The organism is Bradyrhizobium sp. WYCCWR 13022 (assembly GCF_030435535.1).
Lineage (GTDB): Bacteria > Pseudomonadota > Alphaproteobacteria > Rhizobiales > Xanthobacteraceae > Bradyrhizobium.
The window spans coordinates 16,318-36,552 of record NZ_JAUIZJ010000009.1 but is presented as its reverse complement, the minus strand read 5'-3'; the positions used below and the strand labels follow the sequence as shown (position 1 = coordinate 36,552).

General features: G+C 57.2%; 17 protein-coding genes and 2 pseudogenes. 5 read left to right on the top strand and 14 right to left on the bottom strand.

Annotated elements, in window-relative coordinates:
- Positions 1 to 64: 64 nt before the first annotated feature.
- The 3 genes and pseudogenes from QY049_RS14570 to QY049_RS39010 form a co-directional block, all read right to left on the bottom strand.
- Positions 65 to 488, bottom strand: a pseudogene (locus QY049_RS14570) (transposase); the annotation flags it as partial.
- Between the two features lie 359 nt (positions 489 to 847).
- Complete coding sequence (tnpB, locus tag QY049_RS14565) at positions 848 to 1,084, bottom strand: IS66 family insertion sequence element accessory protein TnpB (RefSeq protein ID WP_128929706.1); 237 nt, start codon at positions 1,082 to 1,084, stop codon at positions 848 to 850.
- A gap of 110 nt (positions 1,085 to 1,194) precedes the next feature.
- On the bottom strand, positions 1,195 to 1,509 hold the full coding sequence (locus QY049_RS39010) for a transposase (RefSeq protein WP_128929707.1): 315 nt from the start codon (positions 1,507 to 1,509) through the stop codon (positions 1,195 to 1,197).
- Between the two features lie 2,043 nt (positions 1,510 to 3,552).
- Here QY049_RS39010 and QY049_RS14560 point away from each other — a divergent pair.
- The 4 genes and pseudogenes from QY049_RS14560 to QY049_RS14545 all read left to right on the top strand — a co-directional run bounded on the left by QY049_RS14560 (position 3,553) and on the right by QY049_RS14545 (position 10,271).
- A complete protein-coding gene (locus QY049_RS14560; protein WP_128929708.1) occupies positions 3,553 to 6,198 on the top strand; it encodes a PAS domain-containing protein in 2,646 nt (881 codons plus the stop codon).
- Positions 6,199 to 7,469: 1,271 nt separating this feature from the next.
- Positions 7,470 to 8,168, top strand: a complete 699-nt coding sequence (locus QY049_RS14555) for a response regulator transcription factor (RefSeq protein ID WP_128929709.1) — start codon at positions 7,470 to 7,472, stop codon at positions 8,166 to 8,168.
- Between the two features lie 70 nt (positions 8,169 to 8,238).
- A pseudogene (locus tag QY049_RS14550) lies at positions 8,239 to 9,629 on the top strand (type II and III secretion system protein family protein).
- A gap of 9 nt (positions 9,630 to 9,638) precedes the next feature.
- On the top strand, positions 9,639 to 10,271 hold the full coding sequence (locus QY049_RS14545; protein WP_128929710.1) for a CpaD family pilus assembly lipoprotein: 633 nt from the start codon (positions 9,639 to 9,641) through the stop codon (positions 10,269 to 10,271).
- Positions 10,272 to 10,437: 166 nt separating this feature from the next.
- On the opposite strand, the gene QY049_RS14540 is transcribed toward QY049_RS14545, so the two are convergent.
- From QY049_RS14540 to QY049_RS14490, 11 genes are all read right to left on the bottom strand, one after another.
- A complete protein-coding gene (locus tag QY049_RS14540) occupies positions 10,438 to 11,475 on the bottom strand; it encodes an EscU/YscU/HrcU family type III secretion system export apparatus switch protein (RefSeq protein WP_128929711.1) in 1,038 nt (345 codons plus the stop codon).
- A complete protein-coding gene (gene sctT / locus QY049_RS14535; RefSeq protein WP_128929712.1) occupies positions 11,472 to 12,287 on the bottom strand; it encodes a type III secretion system export apparatus subunit SctT in 816 nt (271 codons plus the stop codon). Before sctT ends, QY049_RS14540 begins: the two co-directional genes overlap by 4 nt.
- A 263-nt stretch (positions 12,288 to 12,550) precedes the next feature.
- Positions 12,551 to 12,826 carry an EscS/YscS/HrcS family type III secretion system export apparatus protein gene (locus tag QY049_RS14530; protein WP_128929713.1) on the bottom strand — a complete coding sequence of 92 codons (276 nt, stop codon included), beginning with the start codon at positions 12,824 to 12,826 and terminating at the stop codon, positions 12,551 to 12,553.
- 1 nt (position 12,827) lies between these two features.
- Positions 12,828 to 13,493, bottom strand: a complete 666-nt coding sequence (sctR, locus tag QY049_RS14525; RefSeq protein WP_128929714.1) for a type III secretion system export apparatus subunit SctR — start codon at positions 13,491 to 13,493, stop codon at positions 12,828 to 12,830.
- A complete protein-coding gene (sctQ, locus tag QY049_RS14520; protein WP_128929715.1) occupies positions 13,486 to 14,559 on the bottom strand; it encodes a type III secretion system cytoplasmic ring protein SctQ in 1,074 nt (357 codons plus the stop codon). Before sctQ ends, sctR begins: the two co-directional genes overlap by 8 nt.
- 44 nt (positions 14,560 to 14,603) lie before the next feature.
- Complete coding sequence (locus tag QY049_RS14515) at positions 14,604 to 15,140, bottom strand: hypothetical protein (protein ID WP_128955093.1); 537 nt, start codon at positions 15,138 to 15,140, stop codon at positions 14,604 to 14,606.
- Positions 15,116 to 16,471 carry a type III secretion system ATPase SctN gene (sctN, locus tag QY049_RS14510; RefSeq protein WP_128929717.1) on the bottom strand — a complete coding sequence of 452 codons (1,356 nt, stop codon included), beginning with the start codon at positions 16,469 to 16,471 and terminating at the stop codon, positions 15,116 to 15,118. Before sctN ends, QY049_RS14515 begins: the two co-directional genes overlap by 25 nt.
- Positions 16,468 to 17,091 carry a type III secretion system stator protein SctL gene (gene sctL, locus QY049_RS14505; protein ID WP_128929718.1) on the bottom strand — a complete coding sequence of 208 codons (624 nt, stop codon included), beginning with the start codon at positions 17,089 to 17,091 and terminating at the stop codon, positions 16,468 to 16,470. Before sctL ends, sctN begins: the two co-directional genes overlap by 4 nt.
- A complete protein-coding gene (locus QY049_RS14500; protein WP_232995592.1) occupies positions 17,088 to 17,720 on the bottom strand; it encodes a nodulation protein NolU in 633 nt (210 codons plus the stop codon). Before QY049_RS14500 ends, sctL begins: the two co-directional genes overlap by 4 nt.
- 10 nt (positions 17,721 to 17,730) lie before the next feature.
- Complete coding sequence (sctJ, locus tag QY049_RS14495; RefSeq protein WP_128929719.1) at positions 17,731 to 18,597, bottom strand: type III secretion system inner membrane ring lipoprotein SctJ; 867 nt, start codon at positions 18,595 to 18,597, stop codon at positions 17,731 to 17,733.
- Positions 18,598 to 18,607: 10 nt separating this feature from the next.
- The gene (locus QY049_RS14490) at positions 18,608 to 19,123 is read right to left on the bottom strand and encodes a nodulation protein NolB (protein ID WP_232995593.1); all 516 of its coding nucleotides are present in this window, start codon (positions 19,121 to 19,123) and stop codon (positions 18,608 to 18,610) included.
- A 207-nt stretch (positions 19,124 to 19,330) separates the two neighbouring features.
- On the opposite strand from QY049_RS14490, the gene QY049_RS14485 reads away from it, so the two are divergent.
- Positions 19,331 to 20,002 carry a nodulation protein NolW gene (locus QY049_RS14485; RefSeq protein WP_128929720.1) on the top strand — a complete coding sequence of 224 codons (672 nt, stop codon included), beginning with the start codon at positions 19,331 to 19,333 and terminating at the stop codon, positions 20,000 to 20,002.
- The last annotated feature ends 233 nt before the right edge of the window (positions 20,003 to 20,235 follow it).

Here is a 20,235-nt window from a genome sequence, read left to right as displayed (position 1 = left end):
AAGGTCGCCTGATTGACGCATGCGCGCGGGGGCCGGGTAGCGCTATGATAGCGCTGCGTGAAGGTTAGGCAGCTTGCTGATCGGTAGGTTCGTCGGCTTGGCGCGGGAGCTTCCATTCCCAGGGCAGCAGTTCGTGCAGACGCGAAGCGGGAAGATCGACGATCCGGGCGAGGACGTCGGCAAGCCCGGCTTTGGGATCGACATCGTTAAGACGACAGGTAGTGATCATCGTCAGCATGATGGCGGCGCGTTCGGCGCCGCGCAGGCTGCCGGCGAAGGTTCAATTGCGCCTTCCCAAGGCGATGCCGCAGCGCTCTTTCGGCGGCATTGTTGCTGAGGCAGATCCTGCCATCGTCGAGGAAGCGCGCAAAGTCGGCCCAGCGCCTGAGCATGTAATTCATAGGCTTCAGGACCTCGGAAGAGCGCGAGAGGGTTTCTCGCTCGCGCAGCAGCCAGGCGTGCATGTCGTCGAGCAGCAGCTTGCTTCGCGGTGTGCGCCGCTTGAACTTCTCCCTTGGCATCACAACGACTGGTTCCTGCAGTTCTCTACAAGAGCCTGTATCCAGATCGCGTCCCCTAAACGCCGGTCGCCATCCGCGCAGTAATCCAGGCGTCTCACGGATTGATCTCAGGGATGGCACGCGCCCCTGATTTTGGCGACGCCTTAGTAATTTTCGACGCGTCATCGGAAGATTTGCTTTCGCTCGCCTTCTGGATACGTACCTGCCCCGTAAACCCGGGACTTTTGCAACACTTGCTGATGACCGCGCCTTTTAAACGAAGCCACAGTGTCGTGGTTTTGCACCTGCGCCTGGAACACCGATGCAGGAGGGCCGTCCTCCATCTCTCATAAAGCTGTACGCATCAAATTCGGATATTCACCTCCTTCATGCTCTGCAGCACACCGTGCCAGATCACCTTTCACAAGATCGCTTCGGCGACCACGGAAGACGAACAGGTGACCGCTGAGCGGGTCCTTGCGCAGCACCTCCTGCACTTGGCGCGCCAAGGACGGAAAGCCTCGGCGCATATCCGTGTGGCCGGTCGCCAGCCACACTCGCGCACCCGCCGGAACCGGAATCATCGGCGCACCAAAGCATCGAGAACACGACGCAGCGCGTCTCCATCACCATCCCTGGAATGCGCACTCCATCAACCTCGCCATCGATCCGGATGCGGGGTCCGGTACCAAGATCAATCTCGATGATGCCTTGGCTCTTCCGTCGACGCCCCGATGTCGTCGCCAAAGGGGCTTCGGCAACCTCCCGCGGCGGCACAGACGGCCGACTCTCGACCGGCACGAACGGCCGCTATACTCGCTTCACCGTGCTTACAAAGCTCTTTGCGCCACCGGAACAGCTGGCTCACATGAAGGCCGGCCGTGCGAGCCACCTCGGAAACATTGGCTCCGGGCTCGAGCGATGCTGCAACTAGCCGTTCCTTCTCATCCCGCGACCACCGGCGCCGCCGCTCGACCGATGTGATCACCTCCGCCCTCGAAATCGTCATAGCGCTTCTCCTAGGATTACCCCTAGGACCTGCAGCGTTCGCCTCCGTCAAACAAGGCGGCCCTCAACGGAGGAATACTATGTAAGTGTTACGAGCGGCACACACTTTGCAATATCGTTCGGCACTATCAATCCGGCGAAAGGCGAAGGGCAGCACGCGCACTAAACGACGAGGTCGATGATCTTCTATGTCAGCGCCAGGGGACTTACCTAATTCCGCATTGAAGATTAGCCTCTGCATCCGCGCTCGTGCTTGACGCGAGACGATTCATGATCCCGTAAGTCGAGTAACGATACGGAGGTCAGCCGTCGTGCTCTCTTGATCCCTAAATTGCATCCTCTCGACACGACGCCCCACTAGACGCGGCAAGCTCAGAAGCGTGACATTGAGGACACTTGGCGCCACATCGCTCACCTCGTCCACGACATCCAGCCTCGCGAATGCACCTGAATGCATTTCGACAACGCTTGCGAACACCCAAGTGGTCCGGACATAAAGCGCTATGTGACAAACAGAAAGCCGGCCTTAGCGGCTGGTTTCTTGAAGGCGACTAACCAATTTGCATCCAGATTGCTTGTTCTTAGGGTCGCCAGCCCCGATGCTATCCGTTTCCGTTCGGAAGTCTAAAGCCTGGCGCATCTTGACATGGGCACAGCGGACCTTGACGGCTTGATTAGACGAACGGCCACGGCGCTGGCCCCAAGCGCACTTGCGCGGGCCCACAAAAATGTTGGCCAAACCGTCTTCTCCCGCCTATTGCAAGGAGAATACAGCATATCAGTCCACTCGCCTGCTGCGCGCATTCAGCGTCATTAAAATCGGCCTTTGTGAACTTCAGCGCTTGGGCTCCGCCCCTTGCACGACGAACCCGCCCGGCTGCGACATGGCGACGAGGCGCGCCGCCGGCGGAGGAGCTGGCTAGTGACCTATTGTGGGTACCTTGGCTGATAGGCCTCGATCCGATCGAGGCAAGTTGAGAAAGCAGTGCCGCATCTGCGACTTCGCGACATCGCCAAGCCGCCAGCTTTCGCGGATAATGTCGAGGAGGTCTCCATCTTGACAGCGTCGGTCCATTTGCTGGCGCCCCCTTGCGCGAGGCCGTCGGCCGACCATTCTATGGCTCCCTTGGCGCCGACCGTTGGACGGACAATAGCGGCACGTGCCAAGTCAAGCGGCTGGCGTCCAACGCTCGGCTACCCCTCCTGTGCAACTCGAGCTGTCTGCACGCGTACACATCTTAGAAACGTTGCCAGCTACCTTCCCAAAGGCAGCTACCAATCCCGAGAAGCTCCGGGGTATCGCCGATATAGGAAACGTGAATCAAATTCTGGCCCGAATGAGCGAGCCAATTCAACAAAGGAATTGGACTTCAGTTGGTCGGAGGCATCTAGGCGGTTTGCCTTGAGCAGATCGACAAGACCGAATTAATCTCCATGGCGCTGCCTAAAATTACGGCGAGCGTCAAGGCTTGCAGGTAGACAGCGAGCTATACGGAGAGCAGAAGGGGCGCTGTGGACGAGAACGTTAGGACAGCCACCAGCCTTACAATCGGATGGCTCGAGCACATGACAAACCTGAGGAGAGCGATCCGGATCGAACCGCCGGCACGCTCTCGCGATTGGCTCACACTAGCCCGTCCACCCTCTTCCTCTCCATCAGAAGGAGCCGCTCAAAAGGCTTTCGCCCGGCCCTTTCCGGAACGACACACGGCCTCCTCAAAATCCCTGAGACTCAGCAATGCCCCGCGGCCATCCGTCCACCGTTTGGTTTTGCACTCCTCTGCCACTCGCCGCGGCAATCCAGATTGTAGCATTGCCGCCAACGAGGAGGACCGCTAAAAGCACGATACGCCATTGATTTACTATGTGAGCGTACGATTTCTACCATGTAAGAGAACTATACGAAGGTTTGTAATGCGCCTTTTTTTTTGGCTATGCTGATTTCGGCGGCCGACGTAGAAAGCGCTCAGGAGCGCTTGTCCGGCGGCTCGAACAAATTCCTGCATTTTAATCATCCCGCCAGAAGGGCCGGACGGATACAAGCATGTTTAATTGGCTCATCGCGTTTGGACGTTCATCGGCGCAATTTATTTTGGCTAGCATTACGCTCGCGGCATTGACGCTAGCTTCCTTGTATCTTCATAGCCCTTTCGCAGCCACAGCGCTTGTCTATTTGGTCGTGATTTTGGTGTTTTCGCTGATTGGCACTTTCGTCGCATCGTTGGCGCTTTCCATAGTCGCCGTCAGCGCTTTAATTTACGTCCTCACGTTCAATCCCCAGATCGACGCCCCTCACGAGCTTTTGGTGATTATCGCTTTCCTTACTGCGTCCATCATCGGAACGCGCCTGATCGCAAAACTCCGCTACGAAAAGGAAGCAGCGCGTGAGGTCGCCGCCGAGCTAAGGCACAGCGCGGACGATCTGCGCAACCGAGAGAAACTCTGGCGCGAGATCTTTGAGCATAACCCGGCCATGTACTTCATGGTCAATGAAACCGGAACCGTCCTGAACGTCAATAGTTTCGGCGCGATCCACCTCGGCTATACGCCCGCGGAACTGATCGGCCAATCGGTGTTCAGAGTCTTTCTGAAAGACGATCGCGAGGTCGTTCGCAAATCCATCGAGCGATGCCTTACATATATCGGCCAATCGCGTACATGGGAAATCCAGAAAGTCCGTAGGAACGGCTCGGTGCTGTGGGTGCGCGAGACTGCCAAGGCGATCTTGTGGGCCGACGATAAGCCCATCGTCCTCATTGCCTGCGAAGATATCACCGAACAGAAGCGGACGGTTCTTGCTCTTCAGCGGAGCGAAGCGCATTTGGCTCAGGCGCAAGAATTGAGCCACACAGGCAGCTTTGGCTGGAACGTGGCCACCGGCGAGGTCTTTTGGTCGAAGGAAAGCTTTCGGATATTCCAGTATGATCCAGAGACCAAAGTAACGGCGCAACACGTCATTGACCGCACTCACCCAGAAGACAAGACTTCTGTCCAAGACACTTTGAATCGGGCCCTTCGAGGCGAGCATTTCGAGCACGAATACCGATTGCTGATGCCCGACGGCTCGATAAAGTACATTCACGCGGTGGCACGTGCTACGAGAACCGCGTCCGGGAATATCGAGTTTGTCGGGGCGGCCACGGACGTCACGACAGCAAAGCAGACGGAACAACAACTGCGCCGTAGCGAGGCCTATCTGGTCGACGCGCAGCAGCTCAGTCGCACGAGCACCTGGTCGTGGGACTGCAACCGTCGCTGTTTTGCTTATCGCTCCGCCGAAGTCAGTCGTCTATTTGGCTTTGACCCGGATGAGCCGGTGACCATTGAGGCCATCCGATCGCGGATTCATCCAGACGACTTGCCGCGGCAACAGGAAATCCAACGTCAGGCCATTGAACAAAAAACAGGGAATTTTGAATACGATTTCCGAATCTGTCTTCCCGACGGCGCGATACGACACATACATGCTGTTGCGCACGCCGTGCTGGCAAGCGATGGCTCAACTGTCGAACTCGTCGGAACGCACATGGATGTCACTGAGCAGCACGCAGCCAAACAACAATTGGAAGACACTCTTGCTGCGCTACGCGAGAGCGAGCAGCGCTTTCGTGACTACGCCGCAACTGCTTCTGACTGGTTATGGGAGACCGGGCCGGATCACCGGTACACCTTGTCGGAGCACACCAACGCTACGGACCTCTTGGCAAGAGCGGTCATCGGCCTGCGTTGCTGGGAGATTGCGAGCGACGTTGAAGAAGAGCCCGAGAAGTGGCGGCAGCATGAAATAACGCTAAATGCCCATCTTCCATTTCGCGATCTGGTCTATCGTACCGTGGGGAGGACCAGGTCACCAATCTACTTCCAGAGCAGCGGCAGGCCCTTATTTGATGTAAGCGGCCATTTTCTCGGCTACCGAGGCGTGGCCACTGATATCACGGCGAAAGTTCGCGCCGATCAGGCTGAACAAGGACTGCGAAAGGCACAGGCGGATCTTGCGCATGTGACGCGCCTGACGGCGCTGGGGGAACTAACAGCCTCTATCGCCCACGAAGTGAACCAACCGCTCACGGCCATAATCAGCAACGCCGATGCGTGCCTTGGCTGGCTACGTCGCGAAGCTCCCGACATTTCCGCCGTGCACAGATCCGTAGAGTGGATCATTGATGACGCTATGCGCGCAAGCGAAGTGATTCGCAGGGTCCGCACACTCGCGAGGAACGGTGATATCGAGATGGTAGCGCTAGACATTAATGAGGTTGTGAACGACTCTATCGCGCTGGTAACGCGTGAGCTGATTAACCACCAAGTGACCTTGCGAACTGAGCTAGCACCATCACTTCCCAAAATTCTCGGTGACCGGGTTCAGCTGCAACAAGTAATCATCAATCTGGTGATGAACGGAGTAGAGGCCATGCAAGCTGTTGACGACAGAGCGCGCGAACTGATGATTCAGTCATCCAGAGACAATGAGAGCCGCGTGCAGCTCTCCGTGACTGATAGCGGCGTCGGCATCGCTGAGGGTGATAGGATCCGAGTCTTAGATCCGTTCTTCACCACCAAATCTACCGGCCTTGGAATGGGTCTGTCGATCTGCCGCTCGATCGTAGAAGCTCACGGAGGCCGCCTGTCGATCGTCCAGAAGCAAGAGCCGGGCGCATCCTTTCAATTTGTCCTGCCAGTCGTGTCATGATTGGAATTTGACTAGCCGTGTGAAATCGGGTCGACAAGTACGATCGTGCTTATTGTCGAAAGCTAAACGGCTCGATGCCTCGACGAAACTTTCGCTCGGCATATCTGGATATCGCCGCATTCGGATCGGCTCACGGAATGCTGCAGGGCACACCTTCGGGTCGCATGGCCATCGGGTTCTTGACACCGACTGCTGGGACCGTGAGTTTGTATCTAACCTGGCGAAGTTGAATGTTCACCCCGCATGAACCTCAAACTGAGGAAGGCGAAGCGTTCGATCGGATCGCAACAGAATCGAAGCTGAGCAGACGATCACGACGCCTCGCTGGCAAGCAGCTTTGGCACTGGGCACCACCGGCTCCGATTCAGGGCGCTTTCGCGTGCTTCCCGCTCGACGGCCCGAATGCCGCTTCCGTCCGCAGAAGGATGCACGAGCTGAGCAGCAGACCACTCGTTAGATAGCGAAGCGCTGGCGATTAGCCGCAGTCTCAAGAGCTAACGCTGCGGGTTCCCTAGTCACACCGCCGGCGCCTTCAGGGCCTTGAGTGACGGCCTTAACCGCTTTCCGGCCAGATTCGCCACAAATTCCATCGGTACTTTTTGAAGGGGTCGATCCCTTTCGGGGTGTCAGCCCTAAGAAGCTGAGTTCCTTCAGCAAGCGCGTCGTGCCGCTTCGGCTTGACCGTACAAGCTGATCAGCTTGGACTTGCACGCGTTGCTGTACGAAATCCCCGGCGCCGCGATACGATTATTACGGCTCCTCGATCTGGCCGAAGCGGAAAGAGGACGAGACGTTCGAGGCCCCCTCCTTCAAAGCGTTGAGCCGATGGGACGTCCTGGGCCATAGCGGAACACATTGACGCACAATCGAGCGCCGGCACCCAACCTGCGCGTCAACAGCGACGCCCGATGCTCGCGGTTCTGTTTTTCGACGCGGCAAGCCAACGCATAAGAGCGTTGCTGCTTCCGCTTATTCATCGGCTCGCGGCGAGCTAGGCGCTGACTCTCCGCGCCGCTACGTGCATTCCCTTTGCAACCTATTCGCGGCTTGGATGAACACTATCAAGAAAATTGATTTTTCGATCCTACCTGAAGCCTCGTAAGTCGTATCCGTTCTTTACAAGGAGGACGCAGCTACTCGTGCGGTTCGATTTTCTCTTCAGTCAAATGCTCGACAATTGCAGCTGCTCGACCAGGCGGGGGGATCATCGTAGCTCCGTGCCGACAGTGATGCGCTCAGGCCTCGACACAATCGCACTATAGGCGACCACAATGCGAATCCTACTGGTCGATCAGGACGCCGCCTTCGTGCGAGCCGCCAAGAAAACCCTGTTCGTTCGCGGTTTTGCCGTGGACCTCATCTCTACTCTTGACGAAGCGGAGACCGCGCTGAGTTGTGCCAGCTATCACATTCTCTTGCTCGAGTTGGCTCTGCCGGACGGAAATGGATTGGACTGGTTGAAACAGTTGAGACGTGAAGGATATTCAATGCCTGCCATGATGATGAGCAGCCTGAGCGATCTTGAGACCAGGATCGCGATATTCAATGGTGGCGCCGACGATTTTCTTCCTAAGCCGGTGTCTATCGATGAGCTTATTGCTCGAATGCGCGCCATTTTGCGACGATCGACGCAATTGACGGCACCCGTGATCACCTTCGGGAACTTACATTTCGATCCTATTGGCCGGCAAGTCTCAGTTGACGGTCGGCCACTCAGAATTGCGCGCCGCGAAGTCTGCATTCTCGAACATCTGCTCAGCCGAGCAGGCCGCACCGTGCCGCGAGCGTTGCTAGAGGAAAGCCTCTATGCGTTTGACGATGAAGTCTCGACCAATGCCTTAGAAGTCGGGATCTATCGATTGCGCACACATTTGAGCAAGTCCGGCACAACGCTACGAATCAAAACCGCGCGCGGCGTCGGCTACGCGCTTGAACTGAAGAACGATCCGCTGCCTTGCCGCCACACTTGAAAACGACGCTCAGTTGAAGTTCCCCCTTGATGTTCGCAGCTGCCGATGGCCGACGGCGGTCACCTCAGCTATTCGCTCGCGCCTTCTGTATGTCGTTTGCTCGCTTCCTCTCGTGCTGCCGCCCACTACCGCAGCTCAGATAAAGCGCGACCCTAATCAGGCGTCGCCACGGTCAACAACTGACAGCCTTAGCGGGGTCTTGAATCTTTCCTCCTCTCAGGGCCAGACGATTCATCTTCCGGCGCCGGCGGCCAGCATATTCGTTGCCGACCCAACGATAGCCGACTACCAGGCCCCATCGAATACAACCATCTTCGTCTTTGGAAAACAGTCGGGACGGACCAGCCTATTTGCTTTGAACGACAATGGAGAAGCGTTAGCCGAGTTACGTGTTGTCGTTACCCAGCCTATCGAGGATTTGCGTGCTGCACTAAAGGCTGAGCTCGGGGACCATCCGATCCAAGTCACCTATACGCCACGCGGCGCAATTCTGAGAGGGACAGCACCAAGTGTCGACGTCGTTGAGCGCGCCAAGAAGATTACCGAGCAATTTCTGGGCGCGGGCGCGCTGGTCGTCAACAACATCCAAGTGGCCGGCTCATTGCAAGTGACGCTTAGCGTGCGCGTGGCGGAAGTCTCGCGCAGCGCCGTGAAGGAGCTTGGCATCAACCTCTCTGCATCGGGCCAAAACGGAGCGGTCATTTTCGGGTTTAGCAGTGGCAAGCCTGGCGGTTCCGGTGCGAGCCGGGGTGGCGGCACGGCAAGTGTCGGAGTCGGCGTTGGCAGCACGAACATCAGTGCTGTACTTGACGCCCTCGCCAACGAGCATCTCGCGTCGGTATTGGCGGAGCCAACTCTTACCGCGATGTCCGGCGAATCAGCAAGCTTCCTGGCAGGCGGCGAATTTCCAATTCCGGTCATGCAGGACAATCGTCAACTCTCAGTTCAATTCCGTCAATTCGGAATCAGTCTGGAGTTCGTTCCGACCGTTCTCAGCAACAATCAGATCAATATCCACGTCAAGCCTGAAGTCAGTGAGTTATCCAAAGAAGGTGAAGTCAATATCAACGGAATGTCTCTGCCTGGCCTCTCCACGCGACGTGCCAGTACTGTTGTCGAGCTTGCCAGCGGTCAGAGCTTTGCAATCGGCGGGCTCATAAGACGCAATTTCAACACCGACATCAGCACGTTTCCCGGGTTAGGCGATGTCCCGATCCTTGGTGCACTGTTTCGGTCCTCCTCATTTCAGAAGCAGGAGACGGAGCTTGTCATCGTCGTTACCCCTTACATCGTGCGGCCAGCATCATCTGCCGCCAAGATAAGCGCGCCGACTGACCGCCTCCGGCCGCCATCAGACGGGGGGCGCATTTTAACGAATACGTTGGCGCGTCCCCCGCGAAGCCGCGAGGCTCCCGCACCGAACCAGACGCGACCGGCGGAGCCGGCTTTGTTATCGAATGAGGACCGCTAATGACCTTGCGAAACCTGGGCCACTTGATTGCCGTAGCGGCAACCGTAGGCGGATGCACACATAATGCTGCGATCTATTCTGAGCCGACTGATCAAGCGATTCAAGTGGAGCAGAAGACCAGTATCTTGCGACTACAGAGCCTTCGTCGCGCCGAGAGGTATGGTCTGCGTAATTTCATTGCGAACGCCAGCCGCGGTCGGCGGGATGCACTCCATCTGGACGTCAGTGGTTCGCCCCGGCTCATTACGCAGGTGGCTCATGAGGCCCGCGAGATGGGCGTTCCCGCCTATAATATTCGCCGGTCCGCTTCCCCCGTAGATCTGCCCAGCCATTTCGGTGTCCAAATCGAGGCGATCATTTACGAAGCACGTCCTCCGCTCTGTCCATCCCTTTCAATCATCGGCCCTTCAGTAGACGACAATTCTTTCAATCCAACGCTCGGCTGTTCGATCCGCAATAACCTCGCGGTCACGGTCAACGATCCCGGCGACTTGCTCGAGAACAGAGCTATCTTGCCAACCAGTGGTGACCGTGCGGTGCTTCCGCTTACCGCACGGGGAGGTCTCGCCGCAGGCAACAAGAGCCACTTGGAAAGTGACACTCATAATCGCATTGCGTCAGAAGCCCAATGAGCACTCTCAATGGCTGAGCGGCAAGAGCATTGGCGATACTCTGGCGGCCAACTTCCGCAGACGCCACGATCTGCTTCCGCCTTTCCAGACGACGTGACTTACAGATCAAGTAGCGACTGGACGTCTTTGACTAACACGCCCGAATGCATCGCATTGCCGCGCCAAGCTAGACCAGGCCAGCGGCAAAGACTGCCTTTGCAACCCCCTCGAAACAGTCCTTCGGAACGGCCTTGCCCATTATTCCCTTTCGGATCAGCTGACGCGCCAAAGCAGGTTCCTGAATAATGCTCAGATGCAGCGCCCTCGCCTGATCAAACAACTGTGAAGCAAGTTCGTCCTCACCGCGGCATACCAAAACCGGCACTCCGGTCTGTCCACGAACGTAGCGCAGTCCAACTAACATCGCGGGGCCCGTCAGTATCAATGTGGCCCGATTGACTCCGAGCGGCGGCTCACTCGCCGATTCCCGACGAAGCCGGCGGTGTTCGCCCTTTACATGTGGGTTGCCTTCCTGCTCCTTAGACTCGCGCTTCGCTTCACTCTCCGTCATGCGCATGTCACGCAAGAATAGCCAGCGCTGAATTAGCAGGTCGGTCAAGCCGCCGATCAGAAACGCCCCAGCAGCAATTTCAATTAAGAATTTGACCTCTTTGAATACAAAGCTGAAACAACCCAAACCGCAGACAGGCAGGTACACCAGCGCCTTCCAACTTGCGAGTGAGGTGAAAAACAGCGTTACGCCGAGAAGGAACACTTTGATCAACGACTTACCAAGCTCGACAAGCGACTTCTGAGAGACAATCCGTTTGAGCCCTTTGATTGGATCCAATTTCTTAAGGCTTGGTTTCAGCGGCTCCACGGAGAACGTCAGCCCACCAGCAGCCAAGACACTGGCTAGAATGCCTGCAGCCACGGCCGCTCCAATGATTGGGGCAACGCTCGTCAACGAAAGTTCGATCAATCCGACCAGTGCCTGCTGGACCGCACTGTTGAAGGGCTGCCCCTGCAGCTTGTCGACGAGCCGCACCCCCTCACGCCATACGCCCTCGATCGCGCCCGCTCGGAAACATAGACAGCCGAATGCGGCGCAAATGCTAAGCGCGCTCACAAAATCGGCGCTGCGCGGGATCTGTCCCTTCTTACGCGCCTGCCGTAGCTTCTTGGGAGTTGGCGGACGCTTCTTCTCTTCGCTCGAGTCGCTCATTTTAGGAACTTCCCGAGCCACTCCAGCACTCCGTAGGACTGGATAATCTCCGTTCCCATGTATTCCATGAGGAAGACGGTGTAACTCACCATGATGATGCCAAAGGCGGCGTTCTTGATGGTGGGGGAGAGGTCGTTCAGCTTAATTTGCGGCGCAAACCGCCCTAGCAACATGAGGGATATCTCAATCAGGAGCAGCAGAGCCAGCACGGGTCCGGAAAATAGCAGGGCCGTGTGCATGATATGATCGAGAAGCGCTACAACTTCCATTGCCCCTTGCATTGTCAGAGGAGGTAGTAGCCGGTACACGGGCCAGATCAGATAGCTGCCATACAGGCACCGAACCATCGTCTGTAGACCTCCAGACGCAACGAAAATAGTAACCCCAGCAGTTCCGAGAAAGAGACCCGTGGCGGAGGCCTGGCTGCGCGTCGCAGGATCGTCCAACTGGCTTGAAACGCTCCGTTGCGTGTCAATGATGTCGCCAACTGCCTGGATGCTCCATAGCGGTATACTTAGGAACATCCCGAACAGCAGGCCGACGAATATCTCTTTGAGACCGAGGAACGCGACCGCGGCCAGACGGGTGGCCGGATCTAGAGTCTGCAGACCGGCCTTGACATGCGCAAGGCATGGCAGTCCAATCACGATCGTCAAGCTTGTGCGGATCATCCCGCTAATCTGCGGCCGCGTGAATACGGGAAGCACCAACATAATGCCTAAGGCCCGCGCAGCGCTAAGGCCCGCTGCAACGACGAACTCGACAGCACTCTGAATTAGAGCTTGCGCCTCGGTGGGTGACAAAGCATGCATTCGCGGCGCTCGTTGTTCGCCTCAGCTAATCTAACCGGTTCCGCTCGCCGTGCCTTAATGTTTGACGCCAAGGCCGCAAATAGTCGGCGGTGTTCGTTCTAATAGCGCTCAACGAGAGCACCAGCCGCACTGCGAGCCCGCAGGGTAGGCCGTCGATCCCCATACTCTCATGCTCGCTCGACAAACTGGCCAGCCACTTTGGTAATTCACCGGTGATGTCGATGGGCGGTTTTGTCCTCACAAACTCGGCCTTCGGTTCCTCACTAATACCTCGATGTGAGAGAGGGGAACTCCGTGAAGATATGTTTGGCCTGTTCGATAAGCGGCGCACTCAGCACCCGAGAAAACAGAACGAGCACGGCGACGACGACGAGGAGCCTCACGGTTAGGGGCAAGGTTTGATCCTGGAGCTGCGTTGCCGCCTGTATTATGCCAACACCCAAGCCGGCCACGAGAGCTGCTAGGAGCGGTGGCAGAACCCACATCATGAAGAGGACGAGCGATCGGGTCAAATGCGTGAGGATGCTGGTCTCGTCCATATTAACCTCCGGCCGTGGCGTAACTTAACACCAACCCGTGCATGAGCCGCGACCATCCGTCGATCGTGACGAACAGAAAGAGCTTAAAAGGAACAGATATCATTGTGGGCGATACCATTGACATGCCCATGGCCATCAGAATCGTCGTTACAATCAGATCAATCGTGATGAATGGAAGATAGAGAAGGAAGCCGATTTCAAAGGCACGCTTTAATTCCGAGATCAGAAAGGACGGTACAAGAATCGCAAAATCATCCGCTGTAGCGTTTGCCCGCATCTCCTCTGACCAAACATGTTCTGTGGATGACAGGAAGAACGTGCGCTGCTCCTCACTGCTGAACTTTTTCAGGTGAGCGCGCAGCGGCTCGCTTCCCTCCTTAGCGGCTGTCGCCCAGTCATCGAGCGTTTGGTAGTGAAGTTGCGGGGCGGTAACGTGGTTGTAGATCTGCTCCAGCACTGGAGCACCAATGAAGACCGTAAGGATCAATGCAGCGCCATACAGAACGATGTTCGGGGGTATGGATTGGGTTCCGAGCGCGTTGCGCACGAGGAAGAGAACGACGGAAACTTTTATGAATGCCGTCGTCGTGACAACTGCGAACGCCAGCAGACCGAGACCGACCGTCGCTGCAAGAAGTGCAGGAATGCCTGGCTGAATGTCAGTCATTGACCGCCAACCCACCACGTAGCCTGATGGCCAGTTCCTCCCCGACACGCACGATGTCGCCGTGGCCGATCAATCGACCATTGGCAACAATGTCAACCGGACGGTCAACGGGACGGCCAAGTTCAAAGACATGCCCTTCGTTGACGCTCCTCAACGTACCCAGCGGGATAGGCCAACGGCCGCATTCGAACACGAGCGTAATCTCAATGCTGTCGATGTCGGTTTCCGAGGGCAGGGTCGATGGCTGGGTTTGGGGTCGTGTTGTCATATATGCACTCTTGAGAGGGTGGGGTTGCAGGCGGAAGGGTCCCCGCAAGATTAGTCTGTCGCCAGCAATCTCCGCCGGCGCCCACAATTTGTCCGCAGTCAGGATGACCTGACCGCTCGCAAAGGGAATGACGTCCGGCAACAGCGCATCGCCAGTTTGTGCTTGGCGAAGAAGCCCGACGGACACGCGCAGCGAGCTAATCTCGCTGGCAACCATGATGGGCAACTCCGGGGAAAGCTTGCGCATTTCTCGGGGCAATTGGCCAAGCATCTCGCCTAACTTACAGAAGGCAGCCGGAACCGGACCCTCAAGAGACGAGAATAGGAACAGCCGCGCCTTGCCCACGAGCGCCCCGTAGACGATGTCGAGTTCCAGATAAGGACCTTCCATCGTTGCTTCGTCGATGCGGATAATTTGCAAATCCTGCGCTAGCAGATGCTCTACTCGAGTGAACCATGGTTCAAGCGCAAGTTCGAGGACGAAAGAGCGGGCTGGGTCCGAAGGTAACGTAAGGCCATGCTGCACTGTCGAAATCAATGCCTCCGCCAACTGGCGCGGCACCGACAAGACGGCCATTTCGGCTCCGACGCGAAATACACAATCAAGCATCGGCGCGGTCGATTGCTGCGCCTGCCACACAAGCCGGTTAATACATATCGAGACCGGCGTATCGCCAAGGCGGCTCTTCAGAACCGTTCGCCGGGGGGCCATCAAATTGAGGCACGAGACCGCGCTATGCGACAATCTTAGCCGCGGCACGAATCGTGCCGGTTCACCGACCGCATTTTCCGCGCTCATGTTCACGGGGTCGGCAGTTCGCGCCGACATAAGAGAAGCAGCCATTAAATCAAAACGCCAATTGCCTGGCTTCGCGAGCCACTCTGATACCGGAGCAAGACCTCATCGTCCGTTTCGATTTGAGCTGCACACTCCGAGCAAGCGTTGGTCGAGCGCTGCACATCGCACTCAATCTGCTGCCATTTCTGGCTCGCCGCCGAACGCTTGGCCCACACGACCCGCGCCTCAACAACCGCCGCCTGGGCCTGCTGTTGAGCGATGCGCGCTTGCTCAAGCACCTGGCGTGCAGTTGCGATCTCAGCTGTGAGGCGTCCAATGACGAGATGAAGCCTACGGTCGAGTTCGGTGACGCACATCCTGTTAGACGATGCGAGTTCTAAATAAAGTTCAGCTTCGAGGCTTGCGCGGCGTTTCTCGGCGCTGGCGGCATTCTTGGAAGCTTTCTCCATCGCTTTAACCGCAATTTGGCGTTCGGCTTGCGTATTGGATAATTGACGAAGCGCACTTCGCTCCCTCATGTCCTTCACCAGCCGCAATTTCGACGCTTGGCTGGGATTCAGTCGGTAAGACGCGACATCCACGTGATGGCCTCCTCAAAGCTGGACGGTTCATCCTGCCCCTGGCGCAAGAAATTCCGCAAGTCCTCGATCGACGCGATTGCTCGGTCGGTCAGCGGATCGCCCCCTGGCTTGTACTCACCGACCTTGATCAAAAATTCGGCCTCATCATAGCGCGAAAGAAGATCTCGAAAGAAAGAGGCGGCCTTTCGATGTGACACAGAGACGACCGCATCCATCACGCGACTTCGGCTCGACAACACGTCGATGGCCGGAAAATGCTCTCGCGATGCGAGCGCGCGTGAGAGAATGATATGACCATCGAGAATACCGCGCGACTCTTCGGCGATTGGATCGCCTGTCCCGTCACCTTCGACAAGTACGGTATAGAAGGCCGTGATCGAGCCCTGCTCGCCCATACCGGCACGTTCCAACAGAGCCGGCAGCAGCGCAAAGACGGAGGGAGGAAAGCCTCGCCGCGTCGGAGGTTCTCCCGCGGCTAGGCCGATTTCACGCATCGCGCGGCTGAAGCGCGTCAACGAATCCATCATGAGAACGACCCGCTGTCCCTGATCACGAAAGTACTCGGCGAGTGCCGTCGCCGTATGAGCACATTGCGCGCGCTCCATTGCCGACCGGTCGGAGGTCTCAACGACAGCGATCGTCCGATCGATGGCATTGCCAATATGGCGCTCGATGAATTCACGCACCTCACGTCCGCGCTCTCCTATAAGCGCAACGACGGTGACCTCAGCGTCCGCGCCTTTAACAATCTGCGACATCAGCGTCGACTTGCCGCAACCAGCGTCTCCATAGATTCCGATCCGTTGGCCTTCGCCACACGTCAGAAGTCCGTCGAGCACGCGGACGCCGAGCGGAAAAGGCTGCTCGATCCCCCGCCGCCTCATTGGGTTGGGTGCCCTGCCGCGTAGGGGACGAGTGTGGGTCGTCTTTATTGGCCCCTTCCCGTCGAGCGGACGGCCGAAGCTATCGATGACGCGGCCCAGCAAATCGGCACCGACCGCAACTTCCTGCATTCGCCCGGTCGGAACCACTTCCGCACGGCTAGACATGCCTACCATGTCGCCGATTGGCGTGAGCAATACTCCATCCGGCAGCAGACCGACCACCTCCGCATCAAGTGACCATCCCGTACTGTGATCCTGCAATAGGCACAGCTCCCCAACGTGGGCCCCGGGCAGCACGGCATGGACCAAGGTGCCGACGGCTCGGGTGACTCGTCCGCGCACAGCACGCGTATCGACATGCTTTGCCGTAGATTTCAGAGATGATAATGCTGCGTGCACCGCGCCTTCAGCAGCCGCATTGCCATAGCTTGGCCTTTGGGAAGTCATTGTTCGTCCTCCTGAACAGGCGGAGCAAGGGCGAGGCGCAGTGTGCGGAGCTGCGCGGCAAGTCCTAGATCGACATTACCAAACTCACTCCACAAAACGCATTGGTCCGGCGTTAGAGCCGGGTCCGGATCAATTCTGACCTTCGGACGCCCATGCGTTCCATGGAATGACGCGAACTCGCATGTCATGGCATCGACGTTCACAGGAGACACATGAAGGCGCAATTCCGCACCGCCATATCTTTGCTCGATAGCGTGACGAACCGACCTCACTAACATCTCGCCCGGATCGAACGAGCCCACCAAGTCGTTCAGGACCTCAATGACAAGTTGTGGCAGCTCCTGTTCCAGCACGGCTTTTCGCCGCGCCAGCTCAGAAGCAGCTCGAGCAACCAGCCGCGCCATTTCGTCCGAGCCTGTCTTCAGGCCTTCGGAGTGCCCGCGCGCCTGCTCGCGATGATAAGCGTTCCTTGCCCAGTTGCGAACCTGCTGTAGATACCGCTGAGCTAGCGCGCGCGTCTGTACCACATCGCACCAGATCCCAAGTTCCGAGGCTGGTATGACTGGACCCACCGGACGTATCTGCGGGCGTTCTGGCAATGCTGGCTCACCCGCGGTCATGCCGGCCGTGTCTCTGCGGCCAAATGGGTCATCACCAAAGACATCAATTGGCCCGCGGCTTTGTGATGTTCGGCGGCTGGACTCTCCGCGGCAGTCCCGACAGGCAAGCAGAGAAGCACGCGCGTACGGTCGAGTTCTGAGGCTCGCTTGAGGAAAGCGCCAAGGCAGGCATATCCGTCATGTGCAATCCGCTGCGAAAGTTGCTCCGGATCGACAATCAATTGGGTTTCGACGGCGCTGGATACATGTCGGATAGCGAAAGCATGTGCTTCCGCACCAATATTTCCGATCAGTGGAGCAAGATCATGCTTTGACACCAGCTTCAGTACCGAACGGGCATGCCAAATGCCGCCAGCGAGCAATGCCGCACGATGCGGATCATGCCCAAGCAAAGCGCCCCTTCCCCAGCTACTTCCCTTCAAGACCAGTTCACTGCCTAGGAGCAGTTCGACTAGTCTTTCCTGTAGTCTGGGAGTTTTCTGCAGTTGCAGCACTGTAGACGCCGCCAGCGACGCATCAAGACGTTCAGCAAAACGGCTTGGATGGATTATCGCAGCAAGCTCCCGCGGCCGACCGGAATGTTGGTTGAGCAAATGATTTGGTTCGTTGGATGTCATCGTTGCGGACATTGCATTCGGCCTATCTCGCATCGGAGTTCCGCTTTTTGCCAGCGGCTAGGACGGCGGGCATACTCGCCGCTGTGTCAATATTCGGCACTTTCCGCCAGAATTGACCTAGCTGGCGCACACGTGTGCTCAGCAGCACGTAAGATAGAATGCCGACCGCGGCGCCGACACCCCCGACCACGATCGCAAGAAAGGTGGCTGACGTGAACTTGGTCGGGTGGATCGAAGCAGCTGCTGGTGCAGAGAACATCTCATGCTGCGCTCGCTCAACCGGCACGAAAACGACGGCCACCTTGTCGTATGATAGTCCTTCAATGCCATTGGCGACGAGCATCTTGATTTGGGGCAACAAGGCTGAGAGGTTCGCATTGGAACCATGTCGAATGAAGACCGACGCCGAGGACGGGGTCGCATCCTGTCGCAAAAGGTCGTTCTTCGGCAAGACAACATGAACCCGGGCGGAGAGAACCCCATCGATATCATTGATTGTGCGCGACAATTCTTCGCTTAGGGCATAAACGTAACGAGCGCGCTCCTCAACTGGGGACGCAACCAGGCCGGATCCCTTGAACACCTCCCCAAGATTCTTAAACACCTGGCGCGGCAAGCCCTGGCCATTCAGCAGTTCTATCGAAACGGCCAATTGCTTTTCTTCGACCTGAATCGTGCTGCTACCGTCCTTAGCGACAACACGGACTGCATCGACACCCTTACTAAGGAGAAGGGCAAGCATCTCGTTGGCTTCACGCTCCTGAACTTTCGTATAGAGATCGGCCTTGCAGCCGGCTAGCAACAGCACAAGCGGCAATAGGAGAACGGCATGCACCTGCCTTCCAGAAGTCGCGCCGCGACCGATCTTTCTTTGCGCGAAAAGAACCATCAACCGCCGCTCAGCCCGCTGATAGCAGCTTATTCAGAGATGAACCGACGGCGCCAGCACTCTTGGAGATGAGCGAAACCTGAATGACGCCGTTGTAAACATCCCGCAGATTCTGCAACGTCGACTCGAAATTGTCGGCACCTTCTGGTTTTCCGATAACATGGACATCGACTCCGTCCAAGCGCGAGATAGGCCGCGCGGCGGGCCCAAGCTGGACGCTCTTCGAAGGGCCCGGCTCGCCGATCGAAGGGAGTCCGGTCGAAGGATATGGTTTGCCTAAGTGCGCTCCAAAAAGATTCTGCAGAATGCGATCGCCCAGTGGACCTGTCTGCGCGACTGCACGCTGAACCTCCGGTACAGGTGGCGCCAACGCGCTGTCGGCCACCAAAGAGGCGGCGCCTTGTTTCGATGCCGCCTTTGCAAGATGCTCATGAAAGTTGCCCGGCGCCGATGAACACCCCTCGGTGAGACACTCGCCGAGGTTGGCAGAGATCGGCATCGCGCCAAACATCACGGAAGGAATCATTGCTCTCGCGTCTATTAGCTGTCGTTGCCGGGAACGGCTCGGCACCCTAGCGAGCCGAGCTGACCAAAACCTGACGTGGATCAAGAGCTACGTCATCCAAAAATCACGATTGGCTTCCAATTTGCGACGAAGTTCGTCTTCCAACTTTGGAAGAGTACCAGCGCATGACCGCCTGGAATACTCAACCACACCACGAGGCTGCACACGTTGAAGAACATTCTAATTGTTGGTGTTTTCATCTCCTTGAGCGCGGTTAGGGCGCTCGGCGCCACTCTAGAGCTGCCATCCACGCCTTATACTTACACAGTTCTGGATCAGGATCTCGCGGCCGCACTGCAGGAGTTCGGCAACAATTTGAATATTCGAATCAATGTCAGCACCCATGTAAAGGGGCGGATTCGCGGGCGCATGCCGGATCTCGCGCCGCGAGATTTCCTCGAACGCGTGACCACTCTTTATAATCTTCAGTGGTACTATGACGGGCTGGTGCTGTACGTATCCGACGCGCACGAGGCGGAAAGTCGCCTGCTTGTCTTAAACCCGGTCACTTTCGATGCATTCAAGGCGGCACTCGATGCACTCAAAATTTCCGATGAACGCTACGTCGTGAGAGCCGCACCGGAAGATGGACTGGTCTTCGCTTCTGGTCCGCCTCGCTTCATCGCGCTCGTCGACCAAATGCTCAACGGCCTAGTGGCGGAGGCCCAGGCGCGACGAACTCTTACGACAACCGCAAAGCCGGCGCCCGCGTCGGTCTTGATGTTGTTTCGGGGCTCCTCAAGTACGGTTATTCGTGATGGACGACCGGAGGGACCTGTTTTGCCCGAGGCGACGCATCAAGATAACGTGGCTCACGCGCCCGGCCCAAGCCAGAGATGAATTGGACAGCAAAAGTCGCTTACAACGGCGCTCAATGCGGTCGCGGCTTTCTTTGTGAGCATGTTGAAAGCTGATGCTGTCGGCATGAGAGCCCGAGACCTAGACGGTGATGCCTTCAACTGGAAAGGTGGGCAGCATCATTCTTGCGCTGGCTACGGCTTTAGCTCCACTCAACGATCGACGATCTCAACCGTTTGAGTACATTTGCCGGCAAACGGTGACTGATCCCATAA